At 53.7% G+C, this 25882-nt stretch carries 22 protein-coding genes and 2 pseudogenes; 13 read left to right on the top strand and 11 right to left on the bottom strand.

Features of this window, described 5'->3' with window-relative positions:
* The first annotated feature begins 187 nt into the window (after window positions 1-187).
* The 5 genes from CPH17_RS12425 (at window position 188) to CPH17_RS12410 (ending at window position 3435) form a co-directional block, all read left to right on the top strand.
* A complete protein-coding gene (locus CPH17_RS12425) occupies window positions 188-526 on the top strand; it encodes a hypothetical protein (RefSeq protein ID WP_096299717.1) in 339 nt (112 codons plus the stop codon).
* An 87-nt stretch (window positions 527-613) separates the two neighbouring features.
* A complete protein-coding gene (locus tag CPH17_RS12420) occupies window positions 614-1582 on the top strand; it encodes a DUF932 domain-containing protein (protein WP_096299715.1) in 969 nt (322 codons plus the stop codon).
* 151 nt (window positions 1583-1733) lie between these two features.
* A complete protein-coding gene (locus CPH17_RS19970; protein ID WP_157742960.1) occupies window positions 1734-1910 on the top strand; it encodes a hypothetical protein in 177 nt (58 codons plus the stop codon).
* Between the two features lie 92 nt (window positions 1911-2002).
* On the top strand, window positions 2003-2788 hold the full coding sequence (locus CPH17_RS12415) for an ERF family protein (RefSeq protein ID WP_096299713.1): 786 nt from the start codon (window positions 2003-2005) through the stop codon (window positions 2786-2788).
* A 35-nt stretch (window positions 2789-2823) separates the two neighbouring features.
* Complete coding sequence (locus CPH17_RS12410; RefSeq protein ID WP_096299711.1) at window positions 2824-3435, top strand: lambda exonuclease family protein; 612 nt, start codon at window positions 2824-2826, stop codon at window positions 3433-3435.
* Window positions 3436-4276: 841 nt separating this feature from the next.
* Here CPH17_RS12410 and CPH17_RS12405 read toward each other — a convergent pair.
* Window positions 4277-4996 carry a M48 family metallopeptidase gene (locus CPH17_RS12405; RefSeq protein ID WP_096299709.1) on the bottom strand — a complete coding sequence of 240 codons (720 nt, stop codon included), beginning with the start codon at window positions 4994-4996 and terminating at the stop codon, window positions 4277-4279.
* Window positions 4996-8064, bottom strand: a pseudogene (locus tag CPH17_RS20525) (type I restriction endonuclease); the annotation flags it as partial. The pseudogene CPH17_RS20525 and the gene CPH17_RS12405, both read right to left, overlap by 1 nt.
* Before the next feature lie 251 nt (window positions 8065-8315).
* Here CPH17_RS20525 and CPH17_RS12395 point away from each other — a divergent pair.
* Both CPH17_RS12395 and CPH17_RS12390 read left to right on the top strand, forming a co-directional pair.
* Entirely contained in the window at window positions 8316-9302 is a 987-nt protein-coding gene (locus CPH17_RS12395) for an AAA family ATPase (protein ID WP_096299707.1), read from the top strand.
* Window positions 9303-9318: 16 nt separating this feature from the next.
* Complete coding sequence (locus tag CPH17_RS12390; RefSeq protein WP_096299705.1) at window positions 9319-11838, top strand: S8 family peptidase; 2520 nt, start codon at window positions 9319-9321, stop codon at window positions 11836-11838.
* Between the two features lie 49 nt (window positions 11839-11887).
* Here the strand turns inward: CPH17_RS12390 and CPH17_RS12385 are convergent, their stop codons facing one another.
* The 6 genes and pseudogenes from CPH17_RS12385 to CPH17_RS12365 form a co-directional block, all read right to left on the bottom strand.
* Complete coding sequence (locus CPH17_RS12385; protein WP_096299703.1) at window positions 11888-13141, bottom strand: restriction endonuclease subunit S; 1254 nt, start codon at window positions 13139-13141, stop codon at window positions 11888-11890.
* Window positions 13134-14393: an N-6 DNA methylase gene (locus CPH17_RS12380; RefSeq protein ID WP_269457739.1), complete on the bottom strand. Its 1260-nt coding sequence runs from the start codon at window positions 14391-14393 to the stop codon at window positions 13134-13136. The genes CPH17_RS12385 and CPH17_RS12380 overlap by 8 nt, the downstream gene beginning before the upstream one ends.
* A gap of 57 nt (window positions 14394-14450) precedes the next feature.
* A pseudogene (locus CPH17_RS20275) lies at window positions 14451-14873 on the bottom strand (type I restriction-modification system subunit M N-terminal domain-containing protein); the annotation flags it as partial.
* A gap of 139 nt (window positions 14874-15012) precedes the next feature.
* Window positions 15013-15657 carry an inovirus Gp2 family protein gene (locus CPH17_RS12375; RefSeq protein WP_157742959.1) on the bottom strand — a complete coding sequence of 215 codons (645 nt, stop codon included), beginning with the start codon at window positions 15655-15657 and terminating at the stop codon, window positions 15013-15015.
* 312 nt (window positions 15658-15969) lie between these two features.
* Window positions 15970-16167, bottom strand: a complete 198-nt coding sequence (locus tag CPH17_RS12370) for an AlpA family transcriptional regulator (RefSeq protein ID WP_197703489.1) — start codon at window positions 16165-16167, stop codon at window positions 15970-15972.
* A gap of 79 nt (window positions 16168-16246) precedes the next feature.
* Window positions 16247-17878 (bottom strand): hypothetical protein, encoded by a 1632-nt coding sequence (locus CPH17_RS12365; RefSeq protein WP_096299698.1) that lies wholly within the window; start codon window positions 17876-17878, stop codon window positions 16247-16249.
* A gap of 232 nt (window positions 17879-18110) precedes the next feature.
* Between CPH17_RS12365 and CPH17_RS12360 the strand changes: the two genes are divergently transcribed.
* A complete protein-coding gene (locus CPH17_RS12360; RefSeq protein WP_096299696.1) occupies window positions 18111-18860 on the top strand; it encodes a hypothetical protein in 750 nt (249 codons plus the stop codon).
* 419 nt (window positions 18861-19279) lie between these two features.
* Here CPH17_RS12360 and CPH17_RS12350 read toward each other — a convergent pair whose 3' ends face one another.
* Window positions 19280-19738: a cupin domain-containing protein gene (locus tag CPH17_RS12350; protein ID WP_074398167.1), complete on the bottom strand. Its 459-nt coding sequence runs from the start codon at window positions 19736-19738 to the stop codon at window positions 19280-19282.
* Window positions 19739-19858: 120 nt separating this feature from the next.
* Between CPH17_RS12350 and CPH17_RS12345 the strand changes: the two genes are divergently transcribed.
* The 3 genes from CPH17_RS12345 to CPH17_RS12335 all read left to right on the top strand — a co-directional run bounded on the left by CPH17_RS12345 (window position 19859) and on the right by CPH17_RS12335 (window position 22491).
* On the top strand, window positions 19859-20812 hold the full coding sequence (locus CPH17_RS12345; protein WP_082934341.1) for a helix-turn-helix transcriptional regulator: 954 nt from the start codon (window positions 19859-19861) through the stop codon (window positions 20810-20812).
* Between the two features lie 127 nt (window positions 20813-20939).
* Window positions 20940-21515 (top strand): histidine phosphatase family protein, encoded by a 576-nt coding sequence (locus tag CPH17_RS12340; RefSeq protein WP_074398170.1) that lies wholly within the window; start codon window positions 20940-20942, stop codon window positions 21513-21515.
* 100 nt (window positions 21516-21615) lie between these two features.
* The gene (locus CPH17_RS12335; RefSeq protein ID WP_074398172.1) at window positions 21616-22491 is read left to right on the top strand and encodes a pirin family protein; all 876 of its coding nucleotides are present in this window, start codon (window positions 21616-21618) and stop codon (window positions 22489-22491) included.
* 8 nt (window positions 22492-22499) lie between these two features.
* Here CPH17_RS12335 and CPH17_RS12330 read toward each other — a convergent pair whose 3' ends face one another.
* Window positions 22500-23372, bottom strand: coding sequence for an urea carboxylase-associated family protein (locus CPH17_RS12330; RefSeq protein ID WP_074398174.1), 873 nt, complete (start codon window positions 23370-23372; stop codon window positions 22500-22502).
* 55 nt (window positions 23373-23427) lie between these two features.
* Window positions 23428-24054 carry a DNA-3-methyladenine glycosylase family protein gene (locus CPH17_RS12325; RefSeq protein WP_074398175.1) on the bottom strand — a complete coding sequence of 209 codons (627 nt, stop codon included), beginning with the start codon at window positions 24052-24054 and terminating at the stop codon, window positions 23428-23430.
* Between the two features lie 150 nt (window positions 24055-24204).
* Here CPH17_RS12325 and CPH17_RS12320 point away from each other — a divergent pair, with 150 nt between their 5' ends.
* Window positions 24205-25548, top strand: coding sequence for a type II toxin-antitoxin system HipA family toxin (locus CPH17_RS12320; protein ID WP_074398177.1), 1344 nt, complete (start codon window positions 24205-24207; stop codon window positions 25546-25548).
* Window positions 25545-25865 carry a helix-turn-helix transcriptional regulator gene (locus tag CPH17_RS12315; protein ID WP_074398179.1) on the top strand — a complete coding sequence of 107 codons (321 nt, stop codon included), beginning with the start codon at window positions 25545-25547 and terminating at the stop codon, window positions 25863-25865. The genes CPH17_RS12320 and CPH17_RS12315 overlap by 4 nt, the downstream gene beginning before the upstream one ends.
* The last annotated feature ends 17 nt before the right edge of the window (window positions 25866-25882 follow it).

The raw sequence follows: 25882 nt of genomic DNA, 5'->3' as shown, positions 1-25882 counted from the left end.
CTCGGCCAAGCAGTGAAACGGGCAATGAAATGGTAAAAACGCTCCTCAATTACTGTATATATATTCAGTATCAAGGAAGACGCCGGTTGACGCAACATCATACGGTCAACGCCACTTATTTTGAGATCTATATCACCCCTATGAACCCACCACAGGGATCGCTTCCCTGACCATAGGAGTGCCGCTTATGCCAACACCCTGCTTTAAATGTGCTGAAACGCGCATTCTCAACCTTGACACCGTGCAACGGATCGGCACCACGGGGAGTTGCCTGATTGGCGGGGCGATCGGTGCCTGGCGATCAGTCACGGTCACGGGGCCTTTGTTGATAGCCACTGCGCGCTTTCCGCTCGCAAAGCTGCCTGTCGCAATGATGGGCGCTCTTGCCGGAGGCCAGACAGGGGCGCGTGTAGCCGCGTTGTTCTTCTCGCAATGGCTGCCACCCGGTGAAGGCACACCGTGGCTCTGCTTATCGTGTGGGCATATCTTTCGCCAACCCCTTCCTCCCCTGGCATCCGCACGCTGATTCCTCGATTCACAGCGATTCACCTTATTAACCACCCCCATGCGCTGACAGCTTTGTCAGCGCTTTTTTTACGTCTGGAGAATGACTATGGCAGATCTCGTTGAACAAATGGCTTACGTCGGCGCTACCCCCTGGCATGGTCTGGGGCAACAACTGACCCGTCATCAACCGCTAGAGGTCTGGCAACAACAGGCCGGTATGAACTGGCACATCGAAGAAGCGCCGGTGCGCTTTATTGCCGAAGGGGCTAGCCACCTGGGCAGCATTCATTCCTTCCCCGAGCAGAAGGTGCTCTACCGCTCGGACAACAAGGCACCGCTGTCGGTGGTATCGCAGCGCTACAAGGTGGTCCAGCCGGAAGAGATTCTGGAGTTCTACCGCGACCTGACGGAGTACGCCGGGTATGAGCTGGAAACTGCGGGGGTTCTCAAGGGTGGTCGCAAGTTCTGGGCCCTGGCACGCAGCGGGCTGAGCACGTCGCTTCAAGGCCAGGATGAGGTGAACGACTACCTGCTGCTGGCGACATCATGCGATGGCACCCTAGCGACGATGGCCACGCCCACCACGGTACGGGTGGTGTGTAACAACACGCTGCAGATCGCCATTGATGGCACTTCGCAGGCGGTGAAGGTGCCCCATCGGTCGGAGTTCGACCCGCGGGCCGTCAAGCGACAGCTGGGCATTTCCGTGTCCCAGTGGAACGACTTTATGTACCGCATGAAGGCCCTGTCGGAACGCAAGATCGACCGCCGCGAAGCCCAGCAGTACCTGCAGTCGGTAATCTGCGGGGCCGAAACGCCCATGGACGATCCTTCCAAACTGCCCAACTACCGGGCACTGAATAAGGTACAGAAGCTGTATAGCGGCGAAGGTCGGGGTTCCCACCTGGTAACTGCCAAGGACACGGCATGGGGCCTGCTCAATGCGGTCACTGAGTACGTCGACCATGAAAAACGTGCGCGCAGCAACGATACCCGCATGGACTCGGCGTGGTTCGGCCAGGGGGCGCAGCTCAAGCAGGAAGCGCTCGATGCCGCGCTTGCGCTGGTGGGGTAATCCGTTAAGCCACCGAGCTTCACCGTTTTTCCGCATCCCCCGACTTCAAGCACTTACCTATCCAATGATATTTACCACCTCCACGGCATAAGCGCCCGGCCCCATCAAGGCCGGGCGTTTTGCTGTGGGGCTTATATTGCGAGGAACACCCATGACATTTGTATCCCACACCGTTGAAACCAAGCTGACCCAATTGACCGAAGCCCTGTTGGCCAATCAAGCCCACCAAGCCGAGACCGTGGTCTGCGCCCAGGGAAAGTTTTACCGGGCGGAAGTTCGCCTGGAGCCCCTGGATGCCGAGACGCTGGCCGATCACCTGGACGACTAACCCTACCCGCCTCACTCCTTCCAATCACAACGCCATCAATGCTTGAGCGTTGGTTTTTCCCTTTACCGATTCGAGAAAACCGGAGGTGCCCCATGGCACAACGTACCCATGTCATCAATTCCCATCACCCCGACACATCGTCATCAGCCATTCAGCCAGACACCGCCTCGACAAACCCACCGGCCGCATTGGAGGCTCATCCCACTGCCGACAGCACCGCGATCATTCAGGTGATCGAGCGTGCCGCGCTGAATCCGGACGTCGATATCGACAAGATGGAGCGTTTGCTGCAGATGCAGGAACGCGTCATGGACCGCCAGGCTATGATGGCCTATAGCGCGGCCATGGCGGCGATGCAGACCGAGCTGCCCAGCATCGAGGAGCGTGGACAGACCAATAACGGCTTCTACGCCACCCTGGAAGATATCGTCGATACCGTGCGGCCGATCATGCAAAAGCATGGCTTTGCGGTGAGCTTCCGTATCCAGACGCAGGAGCGCGGCATCCAGATCACCGGTGTCCTGATGCACAAGGATGGCCACCGTGAAGAAACCAGCATGCTGCTACCCGCCGATATCAGCGGTAACAAGAACGCGGTTCAGGCGTTTGGCTCTTCCACCAGCTATGGCAAGCGCTACGTGCTGTGTGCGCTGCTCAATATCACCACCCGCGGCCAGGACGATAACGGCAATGCCAGTACCAAGGCAGGCATCAAGACCGTCACCGCTTTCCAGGCAGGCCAGATCCAGCGGCTGATCAGTCAGTGCCCGGCCACGACCCAGGAATGGTTCAGCGGCAAGTACGGTTCTGCCGTGCAGGTTCCCTATAGCGACTTCGACAAGCTGCGGGCGTCCCTCTCCAAGCGTGCCAAGAAGTAACCGACGTTCTAATCCACAAAGAAAAGGAGGCGACCATGCAGATCTTCAACATGGCGCAAGGCTCCCCCGAATGGCTGGCGGCGCGCTTGGGGCGCGTCACCATGTCGGAGCTCAAGACCTTGCTGGTCAACGGCAAAGGCCCTGGTGGATTCGGTGCCGGGGCCATTACCTACATGCACCAACTGATGGGCGAGCGGATGACCGGCGAATTGGCCGAGCCGTTTCAGGGAAATGCCCATACCCGGCGTGGTCATGAACTGGAAGGTGTGGCCCGTTCGCTCTATGTCAACGCTTCGGGTGAGCCAAGCCCTCAGGAAGTGGGCATCATCCTCAACCATGACGTGGGCTACTCCCCCGACAGCCTAGTCGGTGCTAACGGCCTGCTGGAAATCAAGACCAAACTGCCCAAATTCCAGATCGAGGTGCTGTTGAGCGGGGAGATTCCGGCAGAGCACTTTGCCCAGTGCCAGGGCGGCTTATGGGTAAGCGAGCGGGAATGGATCGACTTTGTGAGCTATTGGCCGGGTATGCCGTTGTTCATCAAACGCGCCTACCGCGACGACATAATGATTCGCACCATTGCCGAGCGCGTTGAAGCCTTCCATGAGGAAATGGGGCGACGCATCAGCCAAGTTATGGCCGCGTGAACTCCACTGAACCATGATGCACATCTAAAATTAACAACATAGATGCCGGAGCTACCAACCAGGCATCTTTTTATTTTTGGAGTTAACCATGACTCATTGCAAACTTAAAACCGAGGAAGTGGTGATTTTTATTATATGCTATTCTTAGCAATGAGCATTCACCTATGGTTCCTTATACAAATATTTTTGTATTAACATGGCGATGAATCCTTTTCCATAGCTATTTTAAATTCGCGTATTGTTCAATAAATATGCATAGTAAGCCGCCTCAGCGGCTTTAGTGAAAATTGGACATACATGAGAAATTTTGGAGTAACTGATTATTATTTTGTCTAAATAGAAACGATTGAATTGAAGTTTTTTTAGATTTATCTTTCTAAGGAATGCTGAAGTTTTAAAATGATCTCCCGCAATCTTTACATTCTTTTCTCTTGCCGTTCTTTATATCTTCTTCGGATTGATGAAGCCAGTTATGCTCTGCATGGCCTATTTGTTTATCATTACATCGCACGCAGCGCCTTATTATTTTACAATTAACTGGATCTTTTTCAACGCGCTCATAAGCATGCATCATCTTTGATTCGGTATGTTGACAGTGTAAGCATTCTCTTTCAGCTTTACATGTAAAGGAGTCAATATGTTCCCATCGAGTAAAAATATGATTTTTCTTGGCTAAATATTCCCCGCAATCGGGGCAGGTTTTCTCCAGGTGGCACTTAGGCTTGTTTTTCATTTGCGAATAATTGCCAGAGTGCCAGCCAGAAAAGCACTTGGCCGAAGTCGCAACTGTTTTTACCTTTTTCCAAAAGCTCAATGTGATTCCCTTTTGTCGTAAGTGTTATTAAAACTTCACCCTTTCTGCATTTTCCCTCAACCACTTTCGGCATTGTGGGTAGTCCGCCATCACACGCTCTAGCTCACTCCAAAACTCAGGTGAGTGGTCGTGTCGTATCAGGTGGCAGAGCTCGTGCATCACAATGTAATCCACCATGCGGTTGGGGGCCATCATGATCTGCCAGTTGAACTCTAGCTTGCCCTTGGCGGTGCAGCTGCCCCAGCGTGATTTGAACGTGCGAATGTCTACGCCCATGGGCGATACCCCCACAATGGGGGCGAAGCGCTTCACTTTTTCTTTTATTTTTTGTTCGGCTTGGCGTTTGTACCAGCGTACCAAGGCGTTGCGCACTATGGATTGGCGCTGGGTACTTTGGGGTAGTGTGATTAGCAGCCTGCCGTGTACCAGCTTTACGGGAGCAAAGGCGCCGGTTTCTATCTTGAGCCGGTAGTTGCGCCCCAGGTATGGAAATGCTTCACCGGAGACAAACTCTCGGCTACTGGCAGGCGCAGCCTGCTGGTGTAAGGCCATTTTTTCTTTGATCCAGCGCCGCTTGCTAGCCAACAGCTGGTCGATCTTTTCTAGCGTGGTGTCGCTGGGCACCACAATGGATACGGCGCCTTCTTCCACTCGAATATCCGCCGATTTGCGGCGATTAGTACGGATGATTTCGACAATAAAACCCGAGGCATCTCGGTATTTGGTTGTTTTTGCCATGGCGGTCATGGGTTCGCTTTTCCGAAACGGGTTTGAGCCAGTTCCATAAAACGGTCTTGCACTACGGTTACTAGGGCTTTATCCGCAAAGGAGCCATTCAGGACGGCACGCTTGATCTCTTTTTTCATGCGTTTGACCTGATCCTGCTTATCAAAGAAGTCAACGATCTGGGTGGCTTCATCAAACATATCGACGAGGTGCTGGCTGATGGCCTTGATCTCATCATGCACCGCTTCGCTGATGGCGTCTTCCCCAGCATGGTGGGTCACCTCCGCCATCAGGATGTTGTAGAACGCGAATTCGGTTTCACTCAGCCCCAAGGCATCGGCTTCCTGCTTATGCTCGGTGTCGATGGTGCTGACCATCTGCAGCAGTAGTTCGAGCTGCTGATCCCACTTGCCTGCCGTTTTCTCGATAATATCCCGCAGGCGTAGGCTAAGCGATTTGTAATACTCGGGGTCTTCTTCCAGGTTGACGGTGATGTGGTGCTTAATCGCGCTTTCGATCTCGGAAGCCTTGGATTCTGGGGATTTGATCTGCTCCACGGTTTGCTTGAAGTTGGCATCCATCAAATCCACTGGCGGGATCTTGGGGTCTACCCCCGTGCTGATGATGTGGTCTTCCACCAGCTTGCGCACTTTTTCACCTACATCCGCCAGGTTAAGGCCTGGGTCGCGGTAGCGATTCCGCGCAGCGTTTTGCACTTTGCCCCAGAATTTCAGGTCAGGCACGAACGGCTTGGCCGCTGTATCTGGCAGAATGATATCCATCTGCTTGGCAAAGGCTTTATAGGCCATCTCAAACTGCTGACGTTTGTCTTCGTCTTTAAGAAACAGGACGTAGGTGTCGATATCCTTCTCTTTCAGCCCTGCAAATAGATTGGCTATCCGCGTATGGGCTGCCTTCAGCTTGGGGATCTCGTCTTTCAGGCTGTGGTAGGTGCCTTCGGCGTCGTCATTACTGAACATCTCCAGCGCTTCGGTGAGCTGGTCGGATAACCCGTAGTAATCGACGATGAAGCCAGCTTGTTTACCTTTGTAGGTGCGGTTTACCCGTGCAATGGCCTGCATCAGCGTGTGATCTTTCAGGCTGCGGTCGATGTACATCGCTTGGGCAATGGGCGCATCAAAGCCGGTGAGCAGCATATCCTTCACGATCAAAAAAGCCGTTGGGTCTTCACTTAACGGCTTGGTGAAGTTGCCGATGACCTGTTTCTGGCGGGCTTTATCGGTGTACTGCGCCAGGTAAGCCGGGTCGTTGTGGCTACCGGATACGATCACTTCAGACGGTGGTCCATCCAGCTCATCCAGGGTTTTCTTGAACAGGGTGGCGGCATAGCGGCTCCCCACCACAATCATCGCTTTGAAGCCGTTGGGCTGAATATGTTCGCGGTAGTGGTTAAGCAGGTCGATGCATACCCAGCGGATACGGGCCGGTGCTTCGCGTATCGCACGCTCCACCCCGTACTTCCTCTTAATCTCTATTTTTTCATCGCTGCTGTAGTCGCCGAAATACTCCTCAAACAGCGCATCCAACGAATCACCCACCACATCGGTGACTACCTGACGGCCTTCGTAGAGAATACGCACCGTGGCCCCATCGGCTACAGCCTCGTTGATTTTGTATTGATCGATATAGCCACCAAACGCCTGGCTCATTTTCTGCGTTTTCAGCAACGGCGTGCCGGTAAAGCCGATCTTGGGCGCATTAGGTAGCGCCGTGTTGATAGTGGACGCAAGGTTACCGAACTGGGTGCGGTGGGCCTCATCTGCCATACGATCACTTTATCGCTGGGGTTCAGGTTGCTGAAGTCGCCCTCGGCTTCGGCATCCTGAAATTTCTGCACCATGGCGGTGACAATATCGGATGAATCGCGCTGTAACAGGGTTTTTAATTTGGCAACGGAACTAGCGTTGTGCACGGTTTCATTCTGCGCATCGCGGAACGTGGCCGAAAGCTGGCTATCCAGCTGTGTGCGATCGGTGACGAACACCAGTTTGTATTGCTGTAAATCTGGGTCGCGGCGCATCTTTACCGCGAGCATCACCATAGTCAGCGATTTGCCCGACCCTTGGGTGTGCCACACTACCCCTGACTTTTCCTTCCGGTCCCGACCAGTTTTTAGGCGCTCAATGACTTTATTAACCGCCCGGTACTGCTGATAGCGGGCGATTTTTTTGATCAGCCGACCATCCACGGTTTCAAACAGCGTGAAGTTCTGCAGTACATCGAGAAAGTTAGCCGGTGAGAAAAGCCCTGCGAGTAGCCGCTCTTGGGCGGTAATAGTGCTGTGAAGCGGATCGCCAGCTGCAATACGTTGTGCTTCTAGCAGGTAAGCGGGGGAAGGCACATCGTTAACTTCATACGCAGTGGATGAAGGCTTAGGCGTTTTGATGACCTGAGTGGAACTGAGTAACTGATGAATATCCGCATCGCTAAACGGGTAAGCATCTTTCCAATCGCCGTAATGTTGAGCGCTGGAGCTAATTGTGCCGACCCTGGCTTGGTCGCGGCAGGTGGAGACCATCAGTTGGTTGTACCAGAACAGCTTTTGAGCACCTTCATCATCTTCGGTGTAGCGCAAGTTGGCGTAACGCCGTAACTGGTCAATACCTTGCGCCAGGGCGTCGGAAATATAGGGCGATTTGCACTCAATCACCACCAACGGCAGGCCGTTTACGAAGCAAATGATATCCGGGATGATGTTCTGGTTGATGCCTTCAATCTTGAGTTGGTTGGTGCAGAGAAAGTCGTTGTTATCAGGCTGGTCGAAGTCGATGATTTTGACCGTCTGGCCCTTTCGCCCTTTACCCACGTCCTGCTCTACCGAGAGACAGTTGACCAGCTGTTGGTAGATGGCGTGGTTGTACTCCATCAGGCCCGCATGGTGGGGATGAGTAATCTCTCGCAGTACCTTGCGCAGGTTTTCTTCACTGATCCAGGGGTTCAAGCGCCGCAGGGCGGCTTCTAACTGTTTGACCAGCACGACATCACGATAGAAGCCGCGCTCACCGATAGAAGGAGCACCATCAATAGGCAGCATAGGGGACAGGCTTGCCCCAGGAAGATAGCGCCACCCCAGTTGCTGGAGTTGGGCAATGGCGGGCAGCTCGACCTTTTCGACTTCATCCTGAAACAAGGTAAGTATCCTTTGTAATGCTTTTTGCTCAGCCTAGCATGCTTATCGCTAACGGTTCAGCCGTTTACGACCTAAGCATCGGCATCTCGTCGCAAGTAGTTGTGAAGCGCCTCAGTGAACGCGTTATACTTTATTTCATCAAAAGGTCAGTCCATCTTGGGCATTTTCCACAGACGCATCCGGTAATTTATGGCGACGGCAGAGCAGATAAAAGCATTATTGAAGAGCCACGCTGATCACGATGATCAGCGGTTCTACTCTATTGCCTTGCAAGTCGCTGCCAAAGAAGCCCGTAAGGGGCACCACAAGCTGGCCAGCGAAATCAAGGAAACCATCGAGCGCTCGCAGAAAGCCTCGAAAAGCCTGACCGTTGCGCCTGCTAAACCGACTCCGCTTGCCCAGCACCCCAAAGGCGATTTGAAAGGGCTTTTGGAGCTGACGCACTCAACCGCTCGCAAAAACGAGCTAGTGCTCTCGGGTGAGGTAAGTGAGCGGCTGGATAAGGTATTATTGGAGCAGCGGCAAAAAAGTCGCTTGGCTCAGTTTGGCCTTTCCCCAAGGCGCAAGCTATTATTTACCGGCTCGCCGGGCACGGGTAAAACCCTATCGGCAGCGGTACTAGCTTCGGAGCTTAAGCTACCGCTGTACACCATCGTTCTGGATAACTTGATCACCCGCTTTATGGGCGAGACTGCCGCTAAGCTTCGGCTGATTTTTGATCACATCAAGCAAACGCGAGCGGTATACCTCTTTGACGAATTTGACGCGATTGGCACACAGCGGGGCGCGACAAACGACGTTGGCGAAATACGTCGCGTGTTGAACTCGTTCCTTATGTTCGTTGAGCAGGACACCTCTGAAAGCATCATTTTGGCGGCGACCAATCACCCAGAGCTGTTGGATAAAGCACTTTACCGGCGTTTTGACGACATTATTCAGTTCGAAAAACCGGGTCAGGCGCAAATCAAGCAGCTGGTCGAAAATCGCCTCTCAGCGTTTGAGACTGGGCATCTAAGCTGGGACGAAATCACCCGTGGTGCCTGCGGGCTAAGCTCAGCAGACGTCACCCGAGCCTGTGAAGACGCTGCCAAAGAAGCGGTCTTGCACCACGATGCCAACATCACCACCGAAATGATTACCAAGGCCGTGCAACGTCGGCAAAACGGAAAACAATAAAGGATAAGGGTGCTTCATGGCGGATCGGAAACCGCATCTACTGCTAAGCGGTATCGGCCGCAACGAAGATTTTCAGTCCCGTAATCAAGTTAGAGGTGCCGGTGTCCCTCGTAGAGATCGGAATGCACACGGTATCGCTTTAAGGCAGCAATACTCCGATGCACTTGCTAGGCACCAGGCTCGCCAGTCTAAGACACTGGCTCCCATTACTGACGAAACGGGTATTTACGTTGAAATCGTAGGGTTTGCGGATGTCGAGCTTCCACTTGATAAGCTCGATAATCGTGCTTTTAAGCTTCGGTCATGCCGTAAAGTGGATGGAAGGGAAGTAGCAACGGTGTTTATCCCTGACCCTCAGCGAGACGCTTTTCAAAAAAAGGTTCATGAGTATCTCAATAAAGATAGAGCGAAGGGTAAACCTGCTAATCAAGCCCTTATCGACAGTATTGCTGAGGTTAAGCTGGCAGATTTACGCTCTTTCTGGACAGATGCCCAAGAGCTATTCCCCGAATCAGCAGACCAGCCTGTGTGGTGGGAACTGTGGCTGAAAAAGCGGGCGACAGATCTATCTGCTAGCGAAGTGGCCGCACAGCTTGCGGAGCGGCTTGCCGCTGAGCTAAGCAACACCTCGCTTAGCTTCTTTGATAGTTTCGTTATCCTCATTAAAGCGTCCGTTGAACAGCTTGAATCAGCCCCCGAGCTGATCGCCAACCTTGAAGAGTTGCGTCGCGCCAAGCAGACTCCGAATGCGTTCATTTCCATGCCTGCCAAGGAGCAGCACGAGTGGGCCAGTGAGTTAGCAGACCGGATACGGCTAAATGAAAATACCACAACCGCTATTACGGTGCTGGATACAGGGGTCAATTTCCATCATCCACTATTAAGCCAGGTGACTACTCAGCAGCTGGCACAAGCGTGGGAGCCCAGTTGGCCTCTCTATGATGACTACCAGCCTACCTACCCCCTTGCACCGTATAACGACCATGGTTCCAGGCAAGCGGGGCTGGCATCATTAGGTGAGCTAGATAAGTCGTTACTCGCTACCCACGAGATTTTGCTCGCTTATAGAGTTGAGTCTGGCCGCATACTCCCACCAGTTGGCAATAACGATCCTGAACTTTATGGCGCTATTACCGTAGGCACCGCTTCGAAGCTTGAAATTAATAACCCCGAGACTTCCCGTGTTTATTCGCTAGCTGTGACCTCGCCTGCTGACTCGATAAGCGGGCAGCCTTCGTCCTGGTCTGCCGAAATTGATCAGTTCGCCTTCGGGCTGGAAGACGACTTACAAAGGCTGTTTGTGATCTCGGCTGGTAACAACCAATCGTTATACGCGACCGTAGATGTATGGGATCAGGTACATCTCGCAGACATTGAAGACCCGGCCCAAGCATGGAACGCCTTAACCGTTGGTGCTTACACAGAAAAAACAACCAACGACGACCCAAGCTTTGCAGGCTGGGCACCCTTTGCCAAATCAGGTGATGTTGCGCCCGCTAGTCGGTCATCCGTTAATTGGGGCTGGAAAAAGCAAGCGCCCTATAAACCTGATGTAGTCGCTGAAGGCGGTAATCGTTTGTTGTCATCTGACGGCAAGGAAGTGTCCGATGCTGACGTGGTATCGCTATTAACCACCTCCGGCAGAACCAGCGGGCAGCTATTCGAGACTACCAAAGATACCAGTGCTGCCTGTGCGCTGGTTTCCAGGCAGGCTGCACTGTTAATGGCGGAATATACTGATTACTGGCCAGAGACAATACGCGGGCTGATTGTTCATTCGGCGGAATGGACACCCAGGATGTGGGAGCGCTTTGGCTTGCTGCAAAAAGACCAAACGCCCTCCAATGCTGCCAGGACGATGCTGCGATGCGTAGGCCACGGAGTTCCGAGCTTAGAGCGCGCAAGGTATAGCGCGAACAACGCCTTGACGTTGATTGTTCAGGATACCCTGCAGCCCTTCAACAAGCCGAGCGGCAAGGCTTCTGACGATCCGAAACTGAACGAAATGCAGCTTTATCAGCTGCCCTGGCCCGTGGAAGAGTTAGTCAAACTGCCGCCAGAATTGGATATTAAATTACGAGTGACACTTTCGTACTTTATTGAGCCAAACCCTGGCCGCAGAGGCTACCGCCAGCGTTACAGCTATCAATCCCACGGGCTGCGTTTCAATGTCATTCGTCCTAGTCAATCTTTGGAAAACTTTCGTGCTGCGATTAACCGCGTGGCCAAAGATGCTGTCGAGGACTACCAAGGTGTCGAAGGTGATAGCAGTGGTTGGCTACTAGGCTCCCAAATTAGAACCCGAGGCTCGCTGCACTCCGATACCTGGACAGGCACAGCGGCGGATCTCGCCAATATGCACACGCTGGCGGTGTATCCCGTGGGTGGCTGGTGGAAATACCGTGCTGGGGAAGAGCGCTGGCAAAACCGCGTTCGTTTTAGCCTGATCGTCAGTATCGACGTGCCGGATAGCGAGGTGGATATCTACTCCGAGGTTGAGAACCTGATTGAAACCAGTGTGCAGGTGGAGACCTAGGAAGGCGGCATCGATACGCAATGTACGATGCCGTGCCCTTATTTGTGCATCAGGCTTCGGCTAGCTCGCGGGCCTCTACATTAACGCGGACTTTGCCTGTTAGCAGGTCTTGCATCAGGGCTTTTTTATTAGATTTCGTTGACTCTAGCATTTGCTCTTTGACGGTAATAAGCGTCTGAATTGCTTGAACCGAGCTGTAAATTTCGACTTGTTCTCCTAATGGAGGCACAAGGCACGGTATTCGTTTGATGTCTTCAATATTGATCCGACTTACCGTTGTACCTATAGAGAGTTCATAAATGGCCTGTTGCGCAGCTTCAGATATTAAAAATAAAGAAAAAAAGCATGGATAAATTTTTTCTTTATTAGGCCGAAGGAGAACCATTCTTTGACCCATGCAGACTTTTAAACCTGTTGGCACCATGCAGGACTCACCGGCCGGAGCTTCCCGTGTAAAAAGCACATCACCTTCAGTTGGTAAGGCTCTCTGAGTCCACTGTTCGAATCCGTCTTTAGTTGTGAACTTCATGTCCTCTTGAATTAACTGGCCACTTCTCACGTTAGAGGTTCGTACTACGAGGTATTCTGAACTGTCAACATACGGTGCTGTTTTATGCTCGCAATCGACTATCTTGGATACAACATTGATGAGCGGCACAACGCCCCAACTCAGTGGTATCTGCCCCACCGGCGAGTCTTTAAACTCAGTGTGTGGAACGCCGCCCTGCCCAATTCCTTTGGTCAGCAGCTCCTGCATCATGCCGGTTTTCAGGTCTTTCAGTTTGTCGATCTGGGCGAGTGTTTTTTCAATCACCTCATCGACGGATGACAGGATGGCGGCGATTTTTTCTTGTTCGGGGAGAGGGGGATAAGACTTCTCTATGCCTTTAATATCCTTTACCGACAGGTGCTTCACCGTGGTAGCGCCAGTTGCCGCGTGAATGGAATCAAGATCATCCACTAGGGAGTAGAAAAGAAAGTCACTATCGAACCCGCCACTTTTAGATGCTTTTACTTTGCAGATCCGCTGATTAAGAAGCGCGTTCTTTGTTTTCCATTTCACTATGTTGAAATCGCCGTCCATCCCAATAAGGATGTCGCCTTTGCGAATCACGTATGCGTCGTCAAAATCTCCGGAGTAAAAAGTTTCCACGCTTTGTTTCACAAGATCACGAATGCGGATAATGCCCATTTTTGAGGGGTCATCGCAGAATAGTGATGATTTAAATGGAAAACCCGACAGAATATCCACCTTATCGTCAAGTGGGTGGATTGCCCAACCCTCAGGAACCGTATTACTCATACCCCAGCTCCTTCAGGTAACCCTTCATCACGCTTTCGGCTTCGGTTACTTCGGCATCCAATTCATGCAGCGAGAGCTTGTACTTATCCCACCAGCGTTCTAGCTGGCTGATAATAGCGGCGCTGTTTTCAGCGTCAGGGGCTTCTTGATGGATGATGTCGCGCAGCTGCTCCTTGCTATCAATAGCGGACTTGAAGTCGTAGTAAGCCTCATCGCGGCGATCAAATACGCAGCTAACGTCAAACGCCATCAGGATTTCTTCGCGGATATATTCGCTTTCCACTTCCCGCACGGGGATGCCGCCGTGGAGGATGGCACGCACATCGAAGATTTCGGGAGGCGGGCTGGTATCCGCGTAGCGGCGGATGTTCAGGTTGTAGTCGTACTCTGCAATCTCCGCCAGGGTGATGATCTTGGAGTATCGCTTGATCTCCATGAAGTTATCGAACGTGCTGACGATCTTCTCGATATCCTGCGGGCGCAGCTTGTTCTGGTTTTTACCTTCTTCAAACTCCAGTTCGCTGTTGATAAACAGCACTTTGCCTTTGCGTCCGGCTGGTTTTTGCTTGTTGATGATCAGCAGGCTCGCGGCTATGCCAGCACCATAGAACAGCCCTGGTGGCAGGCCAATTACGGCTTCAACCAGGTCGTCTTTCAAAATGCCCTTGCGAATGGCTTTGTCGGCACCTCGGAATAAGACACCGTGAGGCATGACCACGCCCATTATGCCCTCGGCATTCAGGCTGGCGATCATATGCTGCACAAAGGCCAGGTCGCCGGAATCTTTGGGCGGCGTGCCGTAGGGGTAGCGGCCATAAGGGTCGTTATCGGCTTCTTCCTTGCCCCACTTCTTCAAGCTGAACGGCGGATTGGCCAGTACCCGGTCGAAGGTCATCAGCTCACCGCCTTGGGTGTGCTGCGGGTCGCCTAGCGTGTCGCCCTTGCGAATATCGGCACTGTAAACACCATGCAAGAACATGTTCATCTTGCAGATGGCCCAGGTGTTCAGGTTCATCTCCTGGCCAAACAGTGAAAGGTTGGCCGGGTTCTCGCCATTGACGGCTAGATGATTGCGGGTTTGCACCAGCATACCGCCCGACCCCGCCGTGGGGTCGTATATGCGCATGCCCGCGTGAGGCTTGAGCAGCGATACCAGCAGCTGCACCACTTCAGAAGGCGTATAGAACTCGCCGCCTTTTTTACCGGCGCTGTCGGCGAACATCTTAATCAGGTATTCGTAGGCCGTGCCCAGCAGGTCAGGCCGCTCGAAATCTTGGTTGCGTAACCGGTAGCGGCTGAAATGGCTGAGCAGATCCCGCAGCTTCTTATCAGAGAGCTTGTTCTTGATGTTGAAGTCGATGGACACCAGCACGCCTTCCAGCGTGGCGTTGTGCTCTTCAATGGCTTCGGTGGCTTTGTTCAGCTCCGCGCCAATATCGTGTTTCAGGTCTTTGATGGCACCCCAGCGAGCGACAGGCGGGATGTAGAAAGTTTTATCGTACTCGTCTTCATCATCGGCCAGCTCACGCGCCTGGGCCTCGCTTTTGCCTTTGCCGAGGTAATACGCAACCACCGATTCCTAGGCTTCCTCGAAGGCATCCGACAGGCGCTTCAAGAACATCATGCCGAAGATGTAATCCTTGTACTCGGATGCATCCATATTGCCGCGCAGGATATCGGCGGCTTCCCATAGGAAGGATTCCAGCTGTTGCAGCGTAACGGTGTGGCTCATTGATGATTCCATGTATGGCAGTAATCGTGGGCATGGCGGATACCTAGCCCCCACAAAATAGTGAGCCGAGTTTAGCGGTGTGGGGGCATGTGGGCAAAGCGATGCCTAGCAATCTTGCTCAATGAACATGATGAGGCTTTTAGTTACGACTGGTACCAAACGCCCGTAAACCTAATCCATACTGCTTCGTATCAGCTTTGCAAAGGTAAGAGGCGCGATAGAACGCCTCCTGAAAGCTATTCACATCATCCCGTTTGATCCAATAGAACGAATTTTTAGGCACGTGAATAGATGGCACTTGAGGATTCCAAGTGACCCCTAGCGCACTATGCCAAGCGCGTGAGATGCGGCTGATCAGGTTTTCATTGCCGGAGCAGGCCTTGCCTGGCATGTGATAAGCGCCATGGTTCAGCAGGAGAAGAAAGTGATAGTGCGGCTTACCGTTTATGCCGATCTCGCGGCACCATACATAGCGAGCTTTGGTATCAGGCACCCAGCCATTTCGACGCTTCTGTTCCAGGTCGTGCTTGATGATGGCTTTGAGTGAAGCAATAAACCTCGCAATCAATCCTTTATGGTCTTCAAGCGCCATCATGTCGCTTATTTTCTTAGGGATGACAGGATCAATCCGGACAGCTAACACGCGTGGGTAATCACTCAGGGCCTTATGCATTGTGTCGTAAAGGGCCTGCAGGTATTCACTGCACATTGGCAGGAACTCCTCTTGAATGTTTAGCCCGTTGAACACTGGGATATGGGTTGAGTGCAGATTAGTGTTTAACATTTTGAGCTCCTGGGTAGGTGTGCTGGCCCATGGTTTCTGAGGCATGGGCGTTTGTTACAGGCACGACGAATCCTCCAGCAGGTGCTGGATTCAATGCCTTGGTGGTGTATTGATGCTTAGCTCTTGGACGACTGCTTAGGTACGGGGCTTGTTGCCCCTCCCATTACCCTTTGATTAGCTAATAGTAATTAAACAAGGGTCAGAAAGGTTGATGATAGATCGACGGATGCAGGTGGGCGCTGGGGTTAGTGAGGGATAGAGTCTAGACAAACAGCTCTTCAATTAAATTAGCAAAAGCTAAATAAGTTGATTTTAAGCAGCATCGCCATCTCTACGCTTAATGCTGTCGTTTATCCAAACATCGATTTCACTTTCGACCCAGGCAACGGCCCGTGTGCCCAGCTTGATTGGCTGAGGAAACTGCCCAAGGCTGATGTACTTGTAGATTGTCGATCTAGCCAGCCCTGTGCGTTCCATGACGTCTTTGATGCGGATCAGCTTCATGCTCATGACGAACTCCTGTTATTCGTTCATGACATGAGGAAGCTGAGTATTTTTTAATTAGAGAGTAGCGCTAGCGACGCGAGGCCTATTGGTCGGCAGGCACCGGAGTGTCAGGCGTTGAATTATCCGGCTCACTGCTGATGGCTGAAAGACAATCCAGGTGATGCGTTCGCCAATAGGTTTTTAGATCCTCGTCGACTGGGTCTTTGAAAAAAACTCTTAACAGTTTTGTATCAGCCCTGCTGACGCCAAAACCATAACCACGTAGCTGATATTCAGGTTGGTGTTGGCATTCTGAAACTTTTGAGAAATCAGGAATAAGCATATAGGTGATGGCTTCTACTTCGAATTGTTTCGTGACTGAAAATGGTTTTTGCAGATTTTTGGCTAAGTGATGAGACAAGGCATATGACAGAACTGCCAAAGGATGATAAGAGGCTCGTTCTGCAGTCGAATCGGCTATAGAGAAGTTGTCTGTATCCTGAACGCATTCATGGTTTTCATGGGTGCTGGGTTCAACACTCTTTTCAATTATGTACTCAGGCTTCAAACCTAAACGTTGAGCTGTATTTACAATAATGTCATGACAGGGCTGGTTTGGGCCTAGTTGCCCTTTTTTCACATCTCCCCAGGCGGAGGAAAGTAGAAGGCAAGCATCGATATGTATGCTTGTCAGCAGCCAGTCAGCATCCTCTGCTTCGTAGAATTTAAGCAGCGTCGGAATACCTCCATTTAGGTAACGTGTGATTGGCAGCAAGGCTAACGCGTGCTTAAGAACACCATTGAGGTTGTCGTATTTTTCTTGGAAGCTTTTGGCCTCGCGATTAGCGTCATGCCCTAGTTTTGATTCCTGTGTAGTGCCGTCTGACGCGATACTTTGGGATGCCTTGATGGCATCGTACTCCTTTAATAATAAGTCGATTTGCTGCCTACATACTCCGAAAGTCATCACCGCATCTACAATCCCGCTTACTAACTCCGTCTGTTTGGGATTAGTGCTTGAGGGCGACGATACAATGGTTGTCGGTGTTCTTTCACGTTTTCCGAGCACTGGGTGCGTTAGGCCAAGCAAATAGAAAGATGTCCTACGAACACCTGCCTTGGGAGAGTATCGCCCTGGCTGATGGTGAGCAATGAGCCCCAAATCGCTCAGTTTCTTTAACTGGTTAGTGATGCGAAAACTTGTCATACCCGTCAAACGACGTAGAGCCGGTACACTAAGGCGAGTCACGACCCCAGGCGCATCAGCATGAGCCAATAACACCATTAGCAACCAGCGATTAGGAAGCGTCAAGCCAGTGCTGCGACGACGGCTCCCCTCACGCAAATCAATTTTTTCCTCAGTGCCACACAACCGTGACGTTTTTGCCAGTGTGGTTATTTCTTCTGCATGGCACTTGCTGATGGGCAATGTGGACTTCGCCAGTGCCTTCACAAGCTTGGCTGATAAACGGTAGCGCGAATTAGGTCGCCCAGGCCCCTTTCTCGGCAAGCGCTCTATCTCAACAAATTGCTCTTGTTGCTTACCCCGCTTGCAGGTGAGTACTTGCCACGCGCGCCGACCTTGCCGATAGGTTAAACCCAGCCGAGCAAAGAGGGTTTGTGGAGAGCATTCGACAGGCTGATCAAGGCCAATTTGCGTGGCCCATTGCATTAGTAGCCAGCGAGCTTCGGGCGTCAAAATGACGTTTTCGTAGGTAAGCAGCGTGGTATTCATAGAAGCAATATACACGCTTTCTCAAGCAATGAAAGGCAATTCAGACCTATAGGAAATAGGATTATTTACACATTGTGTTAACACACCGTATCTGTACGAAGTGTATACACATTGTGATAACACAGTGTATAAACACAATGTAATTGAGAAAAAAACGGCTGTTTGTCTCTTTAGAGGTAGGGCAAGTTACCCTTCTCATTTTTATGAATTCTTCCCCCTTTAGGTACAGTTCATGGCTCCACCATTTCGATGGATAGATACGAATGATCATGGTCAGTTGGAATGGATTTGCGGTTACATAGCACGCAGATCTACCAAGGGTACGTTGCCCGTTTCGTGGTCTCATATCCTCAGCACAAGAAATAACCAAGCTGTGGCTGAAAGGTTGATGGAGCTTCCAAACGAGATAGAGAATCGAGAGACCAGCCGACTGATGAAGGGCGCTTGGCAAACGCACCAGTACCGAAGACAAAATGGTAAGCAGGTCTCTTTTCAACTGCCGATTGTCACCCTGAAACAGCTAGATGCCTTGTCCAAAAGAACCGGGTATTCCAAGGTTCAAACCCTTAGCCAACTCATCAGCAATGCAGTCGAAGACCAAAGAAAAGACGCAGCAAAGTTAAAAAGAGAACGAGAATCTTTCAATGATAGCTTAAAAAAGTATCAAGTAACTGCTCAGCAAGCCGAGCAAGTATATTGTGATGCGGTGGATGGGTTGCTGAGCGTCCTGGCTGAAGAAATTGACCATCGCTGCCGCTATGAAGAGAGATTCGGCGAGTTGGATAGCTTATCGCTGGATAGTGGATCAATAGATGAGTACGACAAGCTAGTCAAAAAACGTGTGGAAAAAATAGAGCCGATCCTCGAAAAATTGAAGATGCGACGCGCTGATATAGGTCAAACAATGCGCAAGCGGATGGAAGAAAAGATTAGAGTTCACGAACGTGAGGACTATGTAGACGAAAGTGCTGGCGAGAGATGAAGCCATGCCGAAGGCTCTTTCTTGCAGTTTGACAGCGTTTAGCAGAGTCCCTCTGGAGGGTGCTGCTTTCGCCAAGTGGGTAGTAAATTGGGTAGTGGATTTGTAATTATGACATTAAATTTATTATAAAATATTGATATTTAAATAATATTTATTTTTGATCAATATTCAGATTCAGAATATAGAATAAACAGTTTATAAGGTAGAAATCTTCGTCATCAAAACGGATGCGCTGCTGGCGCTCCACAAAGGCAAAGCCGGTGCCTAGTTCCAGGGCTGACAATGGCCTAGTCTAGCTGGCTTTCCTGATAGGTTTTATCCTGCAGTTTAAGAAAATTCAAAATGTAAGGGGCTCGCTAGCTTTATACCAGGGCCGTATTACGGCTTGGCGCCCTGCCCACAGCCACTCGATGCCAACGCTAATGAGGTATATGCTCGATATCGGCATGGTCGACCAGGGTTTGTTCACCACTGTTGATATATAGCCGCTTGTCCGAGCGCGGGTAGTCGCATACGTCCTGGGCCAACCGCTGCCCCACCACCAGGCATACCAGCGGTTCATCGCCGTCGTTGTACATCTCATGAGCCACGCCGTTGATGGGGTAGCCGATGAAGTCGCCTGGGCGGATCGGCTGCTTGCGGTCACCTAGCGTGGCCATGCCGGTCCCAGAGAGCACGTAGACGGCCTCCTCCTCGTAGCGATGGCAGTGGTACTCGGTGGAAAAGTGGCCGGGTGGCACACTGATCTGATGTATCCCGAGCTGGGTCATACCGACGGCATCCCCCAGCGACTTGTTGATGCGCACGGCATTGGCATTGAGTAAATGCACCTTCCTCACGCCTTCAAGCCCTGCTATATCCTGTGCCGATAGGTACATGCCGATTCTCCTCACTGAGTCTGACGGTATAAGCCAGCGCCCTTTGCGCCTGGCCTTGCCAGCAAGATAGTGGCTAAATAGGGTAAATTGCGTCCTATTAAAACAAGGAAAATGCCACTTGTGGTTAACCCCACCGTCCGCGTTCTGACGCTCCTGGAACTACTGCAGACCCACCGCCATATGAACGGCCGGGAGCTGGCCGAACGGTTGGGTGTCGATCGACGCACGCTGCGGCGCTACATCCAGGCGCTGGAAGAGCTCGGCATTCCCGTGACCAGCGAACGCGGGCGGCAAGGAGGCTATCGTTTGATGCCAGGCTTCAAGCTACCTCCGCTGATGTTCAGCAGCGAAGAGGCGCTGGCCGTCTCACTGGGGCTGCTCGCCGCTCAGGGGCTGGGAATCGCCGATACAACCCCGGCGCTTGAAACCGCGCAGACCAAGCTGGAGCGGGTTATGCCCGCCAGGCTAAAAGAGCAGGCGCATGCCCTGAGCGAAAGCGCTCGACTGGAGTTACCCCCGCCACAAGCCCCGTGCGACGAACGCTTGCTGATCCTGTTCGCGACTGCCACCCAGGCACGGCAACGGGCCCGGCTCGCCTACCGGGACGACCGAGCACAGCATAGTGATCGTGTGCTCAACCCCTACGGCCTGGTTTATCGTGAGGGGCGCTGGTATGTCAGCGGTTGGTGCCATTTGCGCCGCGACCTGCGTAGCTTTCGCCTGGACCGCATCACCGAGGCCACACTACTCGAGGCCAGCTTCGAGCGTCCAACTGACTTCGACCCCGCCGAGCATCTGACCCAAAGCATCGCCAGCCTGCCCAGGGCGACGGCCGTCAGCGTGCGGTTGTATAGCGACCTGGCCAGCGCCATTGCGGAATTGGGGAGCAGTATCGGCGTATTCACACCCGAGGGTAACGGCGTGATGCTGCATGCCCGCACCGATTGCCTGACCTGGTTTGCCCGCCAGTTGGCCCACCAGCCCTTCGACTTCGAGATCATCGACCCGCCCGGGCTGCGCGCCGCACTCTCGGAGCAAGCCGCACGCCTCCAGCGGCTGGCGGCAGAAAAATAAGCGCGAATTGGAGAGTTTGATGGCCACATCGAGCTGACGGCGGCGAAGGCGTTGACTGAGCCGCTACCCGCGATCAGCCGGCTGCGATAAGCTGAACGTAGCTTCCAATCTGCTTGGATATCTCCCCATGCCAACCCTACGTTACCTCACGTTAACCCTGCTGCTCGGTGCGCTGGGCATGCTTCCCCTCAGCGCCCAGGCCAACGACACCACCTGGCAGTCGCTTGGGGAAGGCGGCCTGGTGATTCTGATGCGCCATGCGCTAGCGCCGGGCCTTGGTGACCCGCCAGAGTTCGAACGGGATCGCTGCGAGACCCAGCGCAACCTATCTGAGGAGGGGCGTGCCCAGGCGCGGGCGATTGGTGAGGCATTTCGCGAGCGGGATATTCCTATCGGCGCGGTGTATTCGTCGAGCTGGTGTCGGGCGCTGGATACCGCCGAGCTTATGCAGCTGGGCGACGTCGAGCCTGCGCCGTGGCTGGATTCGTTCTTTCGCGGGCGCGGTGATCGGGAAGCCATCACCCAAACCGCCCGCGATCGGATAGCCGCCTGGCAAGCATCGGGCAACATGCTGCTGGTAACGCACCAGGTGAATATCACGGCGCTGGCCGGGCGCGGCGTGGGCTCGGGCGAGATGCTGGTCGTGCGCCCGGCCGCGGATGGGCTGGAGGTGGTGGGGCGACTGGACGTTCGCGCGCCATAACCGGCTTCTACCAATTTCCTTCAACGAAGCGGGGCAAATTATTCGCTCCTCATCCGCTGCTGTAGGTTTTACGCTGGGACATATTGATAAGGAGATGGTTATGTCCTCAGATAGCACTCAGCAAGCGCGTCGTGTCATTGCCCAGCACCCGGCCAGGCGCGACGATATCGGCGATCTGGTCACCCGGCGGCCATTGCCGGGGCCGCAGCTTGAGCAGCTCGATCCGTTTCTGTTTCTTAACCATCACGGCCCCCAGACGTATCCGGCCAATAACGGTGGGTTGCCGTTCGGCCCGCACCCGCACCGCGGCTTCGAGACGGTCACCTTCATTCTGGAAGGCTCGCTGGCCCACGCGGACAGCGCCAGCCATCAAAGCGTGATCCACGCGGGCGGCGTCCAGTGGATGACGGCGGGCAGCGGTATCGTGCATGCGGAAGTGTCGCCGCCCGAGTTTATGCGCGAAGGTGGCCCGCTGGAGATCCTCCAGCTGTGGGTCAACCTGCCGGCGCGGTTAAAGATGAGCGCGCCGCGCTACGTGGGCCTGCAGCAGCAGGACATATCCGCCATCGCGTTGCCGGGCGGCGGCGAACTGAACCTGATCGCCGGGCAGTGGCAAACGCAAACAGGCCCCATCGACACGCTGACCGGCGTTTTCATGTCGACGCTGCGGCTGCCTGCCGGGTCGCGGGAACAGCTACCGGTAGCGCCAGGGCGGCAGGTATTTCTTTATGTGGTGGAAGGCAACGTTGAGGTGAGCGGAGAACCTGTTCAGCCGCACCACTTGATCGAAGTAGACCGCGCAGGCGATAGCTTAATGATCGAAGCCAGCAGCGACGCGCGGCTGCTGTTTGGTCACGGAGACGTAATAGACGAACCTGTCTACTCCCACGGCCCGTTCGTGATGACGAACCGCGAAGAGATTGTCCAGGCGGTGGAGGATTATCAAAACGGCAAATTCGGTGGCCTCGATCCATGACAGGCGCGTCAGCAGCATCGGCGGCGTTTGGCGCTCCAATCTTCTTCGGGCGGGCGCACGCCGTGGTTGCCGAGATAGTCAGGTGATTGTGGCGGCGACCAGCCTTTTAACAGCGAGTCATCGAGCGCGTAGATCTCGATGCCGATAGGGTGGCAGGTCGCCAGCAGATCGTCGTCGGTGGCGTCGCTGCCCCATAGATCCACCGAGAGATCGCCGCCCGGGCAGCAGGAAAGCGCACAGAGCAGGTCGATTTCGGCAAACAGCTCCAGATAATCCCCTTCTCTTGCCGGGCAGGCTTTCATGAAGTACTGGTCCTGTTCGTTCAGGCCGGTGCACTGGAAGACGTTGAGCACATCGTGGATATCCAATTCGGTGAGCCCGAAAGGCGCCACAGCACGGGTCAAGTTGGAGTGGCAGTGGAAGTCGAAATCCTCACCGGTCAGCAGGTGGTTCACGTAGGGGTCGCAGCGTGTCCCCAGCAGATCGTGAACACGCCCGCCATCTTCGTCGACGCCGTAGTGCTCGAGCGTGTCGGCGGTGATGGTCGCCATGGGCCGAAGATAGGGTAGCGAGGACCAAAGGCGGTCGTGGACGCTGACGTGGGCGCGCTGTAGCTGGCGCGTACGCGAGGCCCAGAAGCGTTCCCGTGGGTTATGCAGCGACCACAGGTTGAAATCGCCTACCTGGGGACCTTGGCGGGTGCAGATGCGCATTACGTGACCGGCGGGCACTTTCCAGGCACGTGCGTCGCGAATCGGTACTTCTATGGTTTCTACCAGTCTGCGCTGGCCTGTCGCGTTGGCAATTTGATTGTAGAAAGTACCGTCAACAAAAAGCGGCGAGCCCGGTTTGGCGCGGTAGGCAGGGGCGAGATTGGCCATGGAGTTATTCCTCAACAATAACGGGGGTGAATGCATAGCGTAGCCTGAAGGCGCGCTACAGTGGTTCACCGCGATAGTAGTGCCATAGAAACAGCGAGCCCACGCTGCGCCAGGGCGCCCAGGGTTCCACTAGCTGGCGCGCCTGCTTGGGCGTGGGTTTGTCGTCCATGCCCTTTAGGCGGCCTAAGGCCACCCGTAGGGCGAGGTCATCGGCGGGGAAAATGTCCGGGCGCTTCAACGAGAACATCAGATAAATTTCGGCGCTCCAGCGGCCAAAGCCGCGCAGCTGGGTAATCGCGGCAATGGCGTCGTCGTCGCTTAGCTGTTCAAGCCCATCGGCGCTAAAGGTGCCTGCCAGCTCCGCTTCTGCGAGCCCCTTGGCGTACTCAATCTTGCGCCAGGAAAGCCCGGCATCGCGTAGTGCTTGGCTCTCAACCTCCATTACCGCTTTGGCATGTAATTCCGGCAGCAGCGTATTAACGCGGCCCATAATCGCACGGGCCGCTTCGGTGGAGAGTTGTTGGCTAACGATGGTGGAGAAAAATGTCGCAAAACCCTGGTCGCGCTGGCGTGGGGCAGGGGCGCCCACTAGCGGATAAGCGCGGGCAATATCCGGGTCGGCCTTGGCGAGGGCTGCCATGGCATGCTCAATCATGTCAAAGGACTCGTTATCAGGTGTCATGGCGGCTCCTGGCTAAAATGAGTAGTTTACTGCTCATTAATTGGGTTTTTAGGTATTTTTGAGTATTAAAATGCACATTATTGTGCCTTGGACTACACTATTGAGCATTAAGCTGCTCAGTTATTAACTGCTCAATTAAGGTGGCCCACGTTGCTAACCATCCAGGCATTTCATCATGGCCAGTGGCACGATGCTGCCGAGCTGGTGATTGAATCTCCAGAGCAGGGTCGCCGTGGGCCTGCGCGTTTGGGCTATATCACCGATTATGCCCTTGAATGGCTAGATCGCGATGACGAGCATGCTTGCAGCCTGCGTTTGCCCATTGAGCTAATGAATACTCACCAATCGCCACGCTGGTTCGCTTTTTTAGACGATATCATGCCTTCTGGGGCCAGCCGCCGTTACTGGGTCACGCAGTTGGGGATATCGGCGCTTAGCGAGGCTGAACAAGATTACATCCTATTGGCTAAAGGGACGATTGCACCGGTAGGTAATTTGCGTATTAAACAAGCGCTTCCCGAGCGTCCTGTAGGCAACACGCTAGAGCAGCAACGCTTTGCCCTAGCTGATGTAGTGGATCGGGATAGTGATTTTCTTGCCTATGCGCAGCAGATGGGCGCCGCCGGTGGCGGCGCGACCGGGGCCGGCGGCGAAGCGCCTAAGCTACTGCTGCGCTGTTCGCCAGACGATCAGGTCTGGATCGATACCTACCAGGATGATGCGGCGAATACCGATCAGCACTATCTGGTGAAATTTCCTCGCGGCCAGCGTACCGAGCTTGATAACAACATCCTGCGTGCGGAGTACCACTTCTATCACGAGCTAGCGTCGCTGGGCATAGCGACCATCGAGACGCAAGGGATGCGGTTAATAGAAGGTGAACGCTATCCATCGCTGTGGTTGCCCCGCTTTGATGTTGATTTTCAGGGGGGAGAGCGCACGCTTTATGGGTTGGAGTCTGTTTATTCAATTATGGAGAGCGAGCCGGGAAGTTTGTTAAACCATTTTGCCGTGATTGAGGCACTGGTTGGCCGGTTGAGCCAGCAATTCCGCGTTCGCGAGTCGGGAGGCCAGTTTGATACGGCGAGCTTTGTAAGCGAGTGGGTGAAACGCGATCTGCTCAATGTCGCTTTTGCCAACAGCGATAACCACGGCCGCAATAGCGCGCTGCTGAAAACGCCTCAGGGTATCTGGTTGGCCCCAGTCTACGATTTTGCGCCTATGAAGGCTGACCCGGAGGGGGTTGTGCGTACCACCACCTGGGGGGCGCCGTTTGAGGAGGGGCGTGAATTCAACTGGGCAGCCATTGCGGAGCGCTTAAATGGCTATGTGCCCCCGGAACAACTGATGGCAGAGCTAAAAGCGCTTGGGAGTCAATTAGTCGGACTAAAAGAGCGGCTTGCTGTGCGGGGCGTGCCGGAAGTGCTACTAGTGTCGAATGCGTTAGGGTTCGACTACCTGGACGATAAACTGCAGCGCTGGGGGCTGATATGAAGCGCAAAGAACTCTCTAGCATTGAGCGCGAGGCGCTGCTGACGTCGCTATTGACCCAGCTACTGCGGGAAGAAATCAGCGCAGGGCAGGTGTTGCGTCAACTGCGGCGTGAGGTGCTGGGCATGTCGCAGACCCAATATGCCGCGCTGGTGGGTATCAGTCGCCGCTCCTTGTCTGATCTGGAAGCCGATAAAGCAAGCCCTACCGTGGCTCTACTCAACCAAGTATTCCGCCCGTTGGGCCTGCAAACCGGCTTGGTACCGCGTAGCCGTGAGCTGCGTGAGCGTTTGCTTTCAGTGGAACCCCCTAGCGCCTGACCGCCAAATACCTCACC

Source organism: Halomonas sp. hl-4 (assembly GCF_900215475.1).
Taxonomy (GTDB): Bacteria; Pseudomonadota; Gammaproteobacteria; order Pseudomonadales; family Halomonadaceae; genus Vreelandella.
This window is presented reverse-complemented; position numbering and strand designations above follow the sequence as displayed.

Bases quoted from the DNA above. Each gene is read 5' to 3' on its own strand.
- CPH17_RS12410 (WP_096299711.1), top strand. From the start codon at position 2,824: ATGCAGATCTTCAACATGGCGCAAGGCTCCCCCGAATGGCTGGCGGCG.
- CPH17_RS12420 (WP_096299715.1), top strand. From the start codon at position 614: ATGGCAGATCTCGTTGAACAAATGGCTTACGTCGGCGCTACCCCCTGG.
- CPH17_RS12375 (WP_157742959.1), bottom strand. From the start codon at position 15,657: ATGTTAAACACTAATCTGCACTCAACCCATATCCCAGTGTTCAACGGG.
- CPH17_RS12385 (WP_096299703.1), bottom strand. From the start codon at position 13,141: ATGAGTAATACGGTTCCTGAGGGTTGGGCAATCCACCCACTTGACGAT.
- CPH17_RS12350 (WP_074398167.1), bottom strand. From the start codon at position 19,738: ATGTACCTATCGGCACAGGATATAGCAGGGCTTGAAGGCGTGAGGAAG.
- CPH17_RS12415 (WP_096299713.1), top strand. From the start codon at position 2,003: ATGGCACAACGTACCCATGTCATCAATTCCCATCACCCCGACACATCG.
- CPH17_RS19970 (WP_157742960.1), top strand. From the start codon at position 1,734: ATGACATTTGTATCCCACACCGTTGAAACCAAGCTGACCCAATTGACC.
- CPH17_RS12390 (WP_096299705.1), top strand. From the start codon at position 9,319: ATGGCGGATCGGAAACCGCATCTACTGCTAAGCGGTATCGGCCGCAAC.
- CPH17_RS12405 (WP_096299709.1), bottom strand. From the start codon at position 4,996: ATGACCGCCATGGCAAAAACAACCAAATACCGAGATGCCTCGGGTTTT.
- CPH17_RS12360 (WP_096299696.1), top strand. From the start codon at position 18,111: ATGGCTCCACCATTTCGATGGATAGATACGAATGATCATGGTCAGTTG.
- CPH17_RS12365 (WP_096299698.1), bottom strand. From the start codon at position 17,878: ATGAATACCACGCTGCTTACCTACGAAAACGTCATTTTGACGCCCGAA.
- CPH17_RS12425 (WP_096299717.1), top strand. From the start codon at position 188: ATGCCAACACCCTGCTTTAAATGTGCTGAAACGCGCATTCTCAACCTT.
- CPH17_RS12330 (WP_074398174.1), bottom strand. From the start codon at position 23,372: ATGGCCAATCTCGCCCCTGCCTACCGCGCCAAACCGGGCTCGCCGCTT.
- CPH17_RS12325 (WP_074398175.1), bottom strand. From the start codon at position 24,054: ATGACACCTGATAACGAGTCCTTTGACATGATTGAGCATGCCATGGCA.
- CPH17_RS12370 (WP_197703489.1), bottom strand. From the start codon at position 16,167: ATGAGCATGAAGCTGATCCGCATCAAAGACGTCATGGAACGCACAGGG.
- CPH17_RS12395 (WP_096299707.1), top strand. From the start codon at position 8,316: ATGGCGACGGCAGAGCAGATAAAAGCATTATTGAAGAGCCACGCTGAT.
- CPH17_RS12315 (WP_074398179.1), top strand. From the start codon at position 25,545: ATGAAGCGCAAAGAACTCTCTAGCATTGAGCGCGAGGCGCTGCTGACG.
- CPH17_RS12335 (WP_074398172.1), top strand. From the start codon at position 21,616: ATGTCCTCAGATAGCACTCAGCAAGCGCGTCGTGTCATTGCCCAGCAC.
- CPH17_RS12340 (WP_074398170.1), top strand. From the start codon at position 20,940: ATGCCAACCCTACGTTACCTCACGTTAACCCTGCTGCTCGGTGCGCTG.